The sequence below is a fragment of the Kitasatospora sp. NPDC059817 genome (assembly GCF_042731835.1).
In the GTDB taxonomy this organism is placed as follows: Bacteria; Actinomycetota; Actinomycetes; order Streptomycetales; family Streptomycetaceae; genus Kitasatospora.
In genome coordinates, this window is sequence record NZ_JBHWIR010000016.1 from 25,056 (window position 1) to 33,373 (window position 8,318).

Annotated in this window: 9 protein-coding genes; 8 read left to right on the forward strand and 1 reads right to left on the reverse strand. The window is 72.1% G+C overall.

Annotation, left to right across the window (positions count from 1 at the left end):
- Nucleotides 1-74: 74 nt before the first annotated feature.
- From ACFV61_RS05955 to ACFV61_RS05980, 6 genes are all read left to right on the forward strand, one after another.
- Nucleotides 75-308 carry a hypothetical protein gene (locus ACFV61_RS05955; RefSeq protein ID WP_063347501.1) on the forward strand — a complete coding sequence of 78 codons (234 nt, stop codon included), beginning with the start codon at nucleotides 75-77 and terminating at the stop codon, nucleotides 306-308.
- A gap of 121 nt (nucleotides 309-429) precedes the next feature.
- Nucleotides 430-1,503, forward strand: coding sequence for a methyltransferase (locus tag ACFV61_RS05960; protein WP_380490340.1), 1,074 nt, complete (start codon nucleotides 430-432; stop codon nucleotides 1,501-1,503).
- A 107-nt stretch (nucleotides 1,504-1,610) separates the two neighbouring features.
- Nucleotides 1,611-2,312, forward strand: a complete 702-nt coding sequence (locus ACFV61_RS05965; RefSeq protein ID WP_380490342.1) for a hypothetical protein — start codon at nucleotides 1,611-1,613, stop codon at nucleotides 2,310-2,312.
- Between the two features lie 59 nt (nucleotides 2,313-2,371).
- A complete protein-coding gene (locus ACFV61_RS05970; protein WP_380490344.1) occupies nucleotides 2,372-2,950 on the forward strand; it encodes an NADAR family protein in 579 nt (192 codons plus the stop codon).
- A complete protein-coding gene (locus ACFV61_RS05975; protein ID WP_380490345.1) occupies nucleotides 2,947-4,056 on the forward strand; it encodes a hypothetical protein in 1,110 nt (369 codons plus the stop codon). Before ACFV61_RS05970 ends, ACFV61_RS05975 begins: the two co-directional genes overlap by 4 nt.
- Nucleotides 4,057-4,124: 68 nt before the next feature.
- Nucleotides 4,125-5,204 carry a hypothetical protein gene (locus tag ACFV61_RS05980; protein WP_159398423.1) on the forward strand — a complete coding sequence of 360 codons (1,080 nt, stop codon included), beginning with the start codon at nucleotides 4,125-4,127 and terminating at the stop codon, nucleotides 5,202-5,204.
- 82 nt (nucleotides 5,205-5,286) lie between these two features.
- Here the strand turns inward: ACFV61_RS05980 and ACFV61_RS05985 are convergent, their stop codons facing one another.
- Entirely contained in the window at nucleotides 5,287-6,669 is a 1,383-nt protein-coding gene (locus tag ACFV61_RS05985; RefSeq protein ID WP_063347506.1) for a glycine--tRNA ligase, read from the reverse strand.
- Between the two features lie 191 nt (nucleotides 6,670-6,860).
- Here ACFV61_RS05985 and ACFV61_RS05990 point away from each other — a divergent pair, with 191 nt between their 5' ends.
- Entirely contained in the window at nucleotides 6,861-7,853 is a 993-nt protein-coding gene (locus ACFV61_RS05990) for a metal ABC transporter substrate-binding protein (RefSeq protein WP_380425502.1), read from the forward strand.
- A gap of 15 nt (nucleotides 7,854-7,868) precedes the next feature.
- Nucleotides 7,869-8,318 (forward strand): ATP-binding cassette domain-containing protein (locus tag ACFV61_RS05995; protein WP_380490346.1); only part of this gene is annotated, 450 nt, incomplete at its 3' end.

Genomic DNA, 8,318 nt, shown 5'->3' on the forward strand with positions numbered 1-8,318 from the left:
TCGGGTGGAATTGACCCTTCCGTGGAGATGGTTCGTCATGGGACGATCCAGGCCCGGGGGAAAGGTGAGACCTCATGACCTTCGTCATCGCGTTCCTGGTCGCACTCGTGGCCACCATCATCGGCACGACCGTCTTCCTGAGTCGCCGAGAGCGCGCCCGCAGCGGCCACTCGGACGACACCGAAGGGCTGCTGATCGAACACCAGCGAACCGCGCACGCCGCCCAACTGCGCGGGACCTACTCCAGCCTGGCCGTCCACCACGGCACCGGGCTGATCACCGACGACCTGCACAAGCACTACTCCTAGGGGCTCCCTTGGCGAACCCCTCCTTCCTCCTCGTACTCTGCGTTGTCACCGTGCTGGTCAACTCCGCACTCAGCAAGGCGATCCAGCACAGACGCACACGCCCGCCCCAGGAAGGAGAACCATGACCCCGGACACTGCAGCCGCCCGCCGTACGCTCGCCGACCGGCTTGAGGCGGGCGGCGCCCTGAGCAGCCCGGCGCTGCGGGCGGCCGTGGAGGCCGTTCCCCGGGAGCCGTTCCTGCGCCCCGGGGTGTTCGTGTCCACCGGCAGGCGCCGCTGGCGGCCGGTGACCGAGCGCGGCGCCAATCCGACGGAGTGGGTCGAACTCGCTTACAGCAACCGGTCGTTGGTCACCCAGCTGAACGGCCATCTGACCGCCGACCAGGTCTCCGCGCCCGTCCGGGGCTTCCCCACCGCCTCCACCACCGCCCCGGCCGCCACCGTCCGCATGATCGACGCCCTGGGCGCCGAAGACGGGCACACCGTGTTGGAGATCGGCACCGGCGCGGGCTACTCGACGGCCCTGCTCCGCCACCTCCTCGGCGAGCGCAACGTCGGCACCGTCGAGGCCGACCCGAAAGTCACGTACGACCGGGCGATCGCCACCCACGCGGTGCGCCGCATCCCCTACGCCTGGGTGCAGCGGACCAAGCCCGGCGGCACGATCCTGGCCACGGTCGGCACCTGGCCCGAGGGCGCCGGCCTGGCCAGGGTCACCGTCGCCGCCGACGGCACCGCCGACGGCCGGTTCATCGACCGTTCCACCCTCCCTCCCGTCCACCCCGAGCCCCTGGCGGCCCGGGCCGGGGGCCCCGCGGCCCGGGCGGAGGCGGCCGCACCGAAGCGGCTGGCGCACGTCTCCCCCACCCTCCTCAACGAACCGACGCCGGCCATCCTCGCCCAACTCTCCTTTCCCAGCGCAAAGTTCACCGTATCGATCGGGGAGGACCTGGAGTCGATCCACTACCTGGCCACCCCCGGATCCGCCGCCGAGGTCGCCGACGACACCTACGGCTGGACCGTCCACCAGAGCGGCCCGGTCCCGCTCTGGGACGAGGTCGAGCGCATCCTCACCGCCTGGCAGGAGGCCGGACGCCCCGACCTCACCGCCGTCCGCCTGCGGATCACCGACCGGGCGACCCACTACTGGATCGACGGCCACCCCGCCCTCCGCTGGGAGCACGCCGCCATCTGACAGATCGACAGAACACCTCCGGGAATGGGGTGATCTCGGGACGGCGAGGCCGACCGATGGAATGCTGTGGCCCAGTCCGACCATCGCAACCACCCGGGGAGTCACCCATGCCGCTGTTCGGCAGCCGCAAGAACCTTCCGAGGCCGCTGTGCGACGAGCACGGCCCGTGCCAGGCGCTGGCGAAGATCTCGGTCTTCGAGGTCCGGGACCGACTGCGGCTCCTGATCACCAGGAGCCGCGGCCTGGGGCCCGATCCGATGGCGCGGCAGATCGACGACGAGTTGTCGGTCGTCCTCTGCGTGGACGCCGGCAAGCGGGCCGGCAAGACCGAGGCCCTGTCGATAGCCGAACACGCCGCCGACCAGTGGAGCATCAGCCGGGCCGAGCTGTGGGAGCGGGCCTTCGCGAACCTGGCCACCGAGCAGCTCAACCGGCAGGTCTTCGACGCGTCCAACGGCGACACCATCCACACCGTCAACGGCATGGGAGCCTGGCCCGGAGCCGCCCACGCGCTGCGCCTGGAGAACGCCCTGGGAGGCGGCATCGAGCTGCCCAACGGCGCCCTGGTCGCCCTGCCGACGAACAACACACTCTGCGCGGTGCCGATCCGCACCAGCCTGTCGCTGAACGCCATCCGCTTCCTGATCGACCTGTCGAAGGAGCTCGCGGCCGGCGACCCGGCCCCGCTGACCCCGTCGCTCTTCTGGTACCGGGACGGCTGGATCGAGAACCTCAACGTCGGCTCGGACGGCATGATGCGGGTGTCGCCCCGCTTCCGGGACATGGCGAACGCACTGCCCGCCAACTGACCCGACCTGCCACCGAAAACCCGCTGGCCCGACGGCCCCCTTTGCGTCAGAATGACGATATGAGCGAGATGCGCGTGGGGAGCCCTGCCGATGTCCGTAGCCGGGTGGAGCTGGCGGCGCTGACGGCCGCCGGGGTGCGGCCGAAATGGCTGATGTTCTGGGGGCACACCGAGCGGAAGGGCGGGGGGACGCGGCGGGAGTGCCTGAGCCAGTGGTGGCCCGGGCAGTTCACCGTCGACGGGGTGGCGTACGCGTCCGCCGAGCACTGGATGATGGCGGGCAAGGCCCGGATGTTCGGGGACGAGGCCATCGAGCAGCGGGTGCTGGCGGCCCACACGCCGGCCGAGGCGAAGAAGCTGGGGCGGCTGGTCAGGGGTTTCGACGACGGGGCCTGGACGGCCGGCCGGTTCGAGCTGGTCGTCGAGGGGAACGTCGCGAAGTTCGGGCAGGACGAGGCGCTGCGCGCCTACCTGCTGGGCACCGGCGACCGCGTCCTGGTCGAGGCCAGCCCGGTGGACCGGATCTGGGGCATCGGGCTCGCTGCCGACGACATCCGCGCGGAACGGCCCGACGAGTGGCGGGGGTTGAACCTGCTCGGCTTCGCCCTGATGGAGGCGCGGGCACGGCTCGCCGCATGAGGGCGGTCGGCCCGGTGCTGGACGGCACGGTGGTGGTGTCGGCCGCCGCCGCGCTGGCCCTGGCGCCCAGGGCGTGGCGGCGGCGCGAGGTCCGGCCGGGGCGCGGGGGGCGCTTCGGCCCGGAGGTGGCACTGGCGCTGGTCGTGGCACTCGTCTATCTGAACCAGGTGCTGTTCGCCGTGTACGTGCAGCGGGTGCGGGGCGGGAGTACGGCGTTCGTCGCCCGCTACCTGCCGCCCGGGTGGTTCGACGTGCCGCGCGGCAACCCGGCGATCGACTGGCTGGCGGCGCACTTCCCCGCGCCCGAGCTGCTCGCGCCCACCGTGCTCCGCGTCCAGGCGTTCCTCGAACTCCCGCTGGTGCTCCTGGCGTTCGCCGCCGTGCTGCGACGCCTGGACCACGGCCTCTACGTCCGGGCGATGCGCTCGCCGCTGACCGGGCTCGCCGCCGTCTCCTATACGGTGGCGTTCTGCGCGGTGGAGTGGGACCTGCGGAATCCGTACACGGTGGACGACATCGTGCTGCGGACGGTGTCCGCGCTCGTCACACCACCGCTGCTCGTCTGGCTGGCCTCCCGCGAACGGGCCCGGCCACCCCGCGGCCCGGTGCTGTTCACGCTCGACCTGTGGGCGTTCGGCACGCTGATGCTGACGCTGTACGACACCGCGCTGCTGTACAACCTGGCCCGACTCGGCGACCATCTCGCCGGCGCGCTGGCCGCGTTGGCGGTCCTGGCCGCCACCCGGTTCGTGCCGTGGAGCGGTGGTCCGGCCGGCCCGCACACCACCGCGTTGACCGGCACGCTCGGGCGGGCCCTCGTCCTGTTCTTCGTCCCCGCACTGGCCGTCCGCTACGGCGTCTCCTTCGGAACCCCCGAACTGGCGGCCGTCGCGGGGCTCGTGGTGCTCCTGCCGGCGGTGCGGACGGTCCGTCTGATCCCCGCCGCCCTGGTCGGGGCGGCCGTCGGCTGCGCCGTCGCCGTGGTCGCACCCGGCTCGTACTACGAGGCGACCCTGCTGCGGAGCGCGACCGGCGCACTTCTTGCAACGACCGCCGTCTGCGCGCTCCTTGACACCAGTCGCGCACGACTGGACGTGCTCCCTTAACTCCCCCGCCATATAGCGACGCCAGGATGTCCCGCAGTCAGGGGAGAGATGGACGGGGTGGGGCGATCATGCGCATGCGGCCGACGGCACAATCCGCGGGCCAGGACCCGGAGGGCGAGCAGCAGGCGTACGAACTCCGGGCGGAACTGGACGAGTTACTCCGCGCGAGCCGCTACGCGAGCCAGCGGGAGCGGCGGTTGAACGAGGCGATCCGGGCCGCGCCGGGCCGCCAGCGGCCGGACGGGGACCTGCTGCGGCAGCTGGCGCAGGCGCGCACGCTGCGCGAGGGCCTGGGCGCCCGCTGCCTCCAACTGAGCGATCGGCTGGAGGCGTTGGAGAACCGGCTGAGGAGCCGACCGCCGGAGCCGCAACCGGCCCAGGCCCCGCCGCCCCAGGCCCGGCCCGCCCGCCCCGACATCGGCGCCCTCGCCGAGCGGGTGGCGGCCCTGCACCGTGCCGGCGCCTTCGCCGAGGCGACGGAGCTGCTGTCCCGGGCGGCCACCGGCCTCGATCCGGCGGACGCCGCGCTGCTGGTCGGCATGCTCTCCCGGCGCGGTCCGACGGGCGCGTCCCTGCACCTGGCCAGGAGCGCCGCGCAGTGCGCCCCCGAGCAGGCGGTGGCGATGCTGGCGGAGTTGCGCGAGCTGGGGCTGGCGGAGGAGGCGGCGGAGCTGTTCCACGCCTTCTGGGGCTATCCGGCGTCGGCACTGCCCGCCCTGCTGGCCGCGCTGGAGCGGGCCGGGCAGGGCGCGGACGGCGCGACGCTGCTGTGGGAGTGGGGTTCGGCGCCGACGCCGGAGTTGACGGCGCTGGCGACCGGCCTCCGCCGTACGGGCCGGCACGCCGACGTGCGGACGCTGCTGCGCCAGGCGGCCGGCCGGCCGACGGCGGAGCTGGCCGCGCTGGCGACGGAGCTGCCGGCCGAGCTCGCGACCGTCCTGCTGTACGAGCTGGCGGCGCTGCGCCCGCCGGTGGAGCTGGTCAAGCTGGCGGCCGCGCTGGACACCAGCCCGGAGCTGTACGGGCGGCTGCTCGCCGCGCTGCTCGCCGACGGCGCCCGGCACCGGACGACGCTGGCCGCCCTGCGCAGCGCCGGCCTGCCGACCGAACCGGCTGCGGCCCCCCGTTCCCGCTGGGGCAGACGGTAAGCAGAGGGCGGGAACACGCAGGAGCCCCCGCCCGCCCCGGACGGACCGGGGCGAACGAGGGCTCCAGAAGGGCTGAGCGGGCTCAGCAGCCGATCAGTCGCGCACCCAGGTACGCCTTGACCTGGTCGAGCGAGACGCGCTCCTGCGACATGGTGTCGCGGTCGCGGACGGTCACCGCGTTGTCCTCAAGGGTGTCGAAGTCGACGGTGACGCAGAACGGCGTGCCGATCTCGTCCTGGCGGCGGTAGCGCTTGCCGATGGCGCCGGCGTCGTCGAACTCGACGTTCCACGCGGTGCGCAGGTCGGCGGCGAGGCCGCGGGCCTTCGGGGAGAGGTCGGCGTTGCGCGACAGCGGCAGGACGGCGACCTTGACCGGGGCCAGGCGCGGGTCGAGCCGCATGCCGACGCGCTTCTCCATGACGCCCTTGGCGTTGGGCGCCTCGTCCTCGAAGTAGGCGTCGATCAGGAAGGCCAGCATGGCGCGGTTGAGGCCGGCCGCCGGCTCGATGACGTACGGGAAGTACCGCTCGCCGCTCTCCTGGTCGAAGTACTTGAGGTCCTGGCCGGACGCCTCGCTGTGCACCCGCAGGTCGTAGTCGGTGCGGTTGGCGACGCCCTCCAGCTCGGAGTACTCGCTGCCGCCGAAGTTGAAGCGGTACTCGATGTCCACCGTGCGCTTGGCGTAGTGGGAGAGCTTCTCCTTCGGGTGCTCGAAGAAGCGCATGTTCTCGGTGCGCAGGCCGAGGTCGACGTACCAGTCCCAGCGCTGCTGGAGCCAGTACTCGTGCCACTGCTCGTCCTCGCCCGGCTTGACGAAGAACTCCATCTCCATCTGCTCGAACTCGCGGGTGCGGAAGATGAAGTTGCCGGGGGTGATCTCGTTGCGGAAGCTCTTGCCGGTCTGGGCGATGCCGAACGGCGGCTTCTTGCGCGACGTGGTCTGGACGGCCTTGAAGTTGGTGAAGATGCCCTGGGCGGTCTCGGGCCGCAGGAAGGCCAGGCCGCTGGCCTCCTCGGTGACGCCGAGGTGGGTCTTCAGCATGCCCGAGAAGTCCTTGGGCTCGGTGAACTGGCCCTTGGTGCCGCAGTCGGGGCAGTTGACGTCCTTGAGGCCGTTCGGCGGCGGGAAGCCGTGCTTGGCCTCGTACTTCTCCTCCAGGTGGTCGGCCCGGTGGCGCTTGTGGCAGGAGAGGCACTCGGTCAGCGGGTCGTTGAAGGTGGCGACGTGGCCGGAGGCCTCCCACACCTCGCGCGCGAGGATCACCGACGAGTCGAGTCCCACGACGTCCTCACGGGCCTGGACCATCGCGCGCCACCACTGGCGCTTGATGTTCTCCTTGAGTTCGACGCCCAGCGGCCCGTAGTCCCAGGCGGCACGCGTGCCGCCGTAGATCTCGCTGCAGGGGTAGACGAAGCCACGGCGCTTGCTCAGGCTGACGATCGTGTCGATCTTGTCGGCGGCCACAGTGCTCTCTTCAGTACGTACGGCACGGTCAGGGCACGGCTGGTTGCGCGTACCCGAATACCTCAGGTTACCGGCCATACGGGTACGGGGTTCAAATCGGTATCGTCCGGCCCGTCCCAGTCACGGCCACCTGCCGTTCACCCGTCCGAGTGAGTTGACAATCATTTCCAGATAAGATGAGAATGATTGTCATGATGATCGGACGACGTACCCGCAGCTCCATAGCCATCGCCGCCACCGCCCTCACCGCCTCCCTCGTCCTGACCGCCTGCGGTGGCAGCAGCAGCGCCCAGAGCGCCGACGGCAAGCTGAAGGTCGTCGCCTCCTTCTACCCGATGGAGTACCTGGCCCAGCAGATCGGCAAGGACCACGTCGCGGTCACCGACCTCACCGCGGCCGGCGTCGAGCCGCACGACCTGGAGCTCACCGCCAAGCAGGTCGCCACCGTCCAGAAGTCCGACGCGATCATCTACCTCAAGGGCCTGCAGCCCACCGTCGACCAGGCCGTCGGCCAGTCCTCGGCCAAGTACAAGATCGACGCCACCGCCGCCAGCCCGCTGGTCGACCACCACCTCGACGAGGGCGCCGAGGCCGACGGCCACCAGCACGACGGCCCGGCCGGCGACCCGCACATCTGGCTCGACCCGACCCGCTACGCGGCGATCGCCAAGAGCGTCGGCGACGGGTTCGCCAAGGCCGACCCGGCCCACGCCGACGACTACCGCAAGAACACCGACGACCTGGTCGGCCGGCTGACCACGCTGGACCAGGAGTTCCGGGACGGCCTGAAGGACGCCAAGTCCAGGACCTTCGTCACCAGCCACGCCGCCTTCGGCTACCTCGCCGACCACTACGGCCTCACCCAGGTCGCCATCAACGGCGTCGACCCCGAGTCCGAGCCCACCCCGGCCCGCCTCGCCGACGTGCAGAAGGCCGCCAAGGACAACGGCGTCACCACGATCTTCTTCGAGACCCTGGTCAGCCCCAAGCTCGCCGACACCGTCGCCAAGGACCTCGGCCTCAAGACCGCCGTGCTGGACCCGCTGGAGGGCGTCAAGGACCCGGGCAAGGAGGACTACCTCTCGGTCATGAAGCAGAACCTGGCCAACCTCCAGACCGCCCTCGGCGCCACCCCCGCCGCGACCGGCACCACTCCCACCGCGACCGGCACCCCCACCAGCTGACGGGACGACAGCACCATGACCCACCCGATACCCCCGGCCGTCCGCCTCCGCGACGCCGTCGCCTCCCGCGGCGGTCGGCCGGTGCTGCGCGGCGTCGACCTCACCGTCCAGCCCGGCGAGGTGGTCGCCCTGCTCGGCGCCAACGGCTCCGGCAAGTCCACCACCGTCAAGGCCGTCATCGGCTCCGTCCCGCTGGGGCAGGGCACGCTGGAGCTGTTCGGCGTCCCGTACGCCGGCTTCCGCGCCTGGCACCGGATCGGGTACGTCCCGCAGCGCACCACCGCCGCCTCCGGCGTGCCGGCCACCGTGCGCGAAGTGGTCTCCACCGGGCGGCTGCCGCAGCACCGGCTGCTGCCGTGGCGCCCCCCGGGCCGCGCCGCGGGGGGCCCCCCCCCCGCCCCCGCCGCCGCGCGGGCAACGGCCCGGGACCGCGGGCCCGCCCGCTCCCGCCGGCCCCCGCAGCGC

What these genes read in the sequence shown, in the direction of transcription:
- ACFV61_RS05955 (WP_063347501.1), top strand. Translation starts at nt 75, where the DNA reads ATGACCTTCGTCATCGCGTTCCTGGTCGCACTCGTGGCCACCATCATC.
- ACFV61_RS05960 (WP_380490340.1), top strand. Translation starts at nt 430, where the DNA reads ATGACCCCGGACACTGCAGCCGCCCGCCGTACGCTCGCCGACCGGCTT.
- ACFV61_RS05965 (WP_380490342.1), top strand. Translation starts at nt 1,611, where the DNA reads ATGCCGCTGTTCGGCAGCCGCAAGAACCTTCCGAGGCCGCTGTGCGAC.
- ACFV61_RS05970 (WP_380490344.1), top strand. Translation starts at nt 2,372, where the DNA reads ATGAGCGAGATGCGCGTGGGGAGCCCTGCCGATGTCCGTAGCCGGGTG.
- ACFV61_RS05975 (WP_380490345.1), top strand. Translation starts at nt 2,947, where the DNA reads ATGAGGGCGGTCGGCCCGGTGCTGGACGGCACGGTGGTGGTGTCGGCC.
- ACFV61_RS05980 (WP_159398423.1), top strand. Translation starts at nt 4,125, where the DNA reads ATGCGCATGCGGCCGACGGCACAATCCGCGGGCCAGGACCCGGAGGGC.
- ACFV61_RS05990 (WP_380425502.1), top strand. Translation starts at nt 6,861, where the DNA reads ATGATGATCGGACGACGTACCCGCAGCTCCATAGCCATCGCCGCCACC.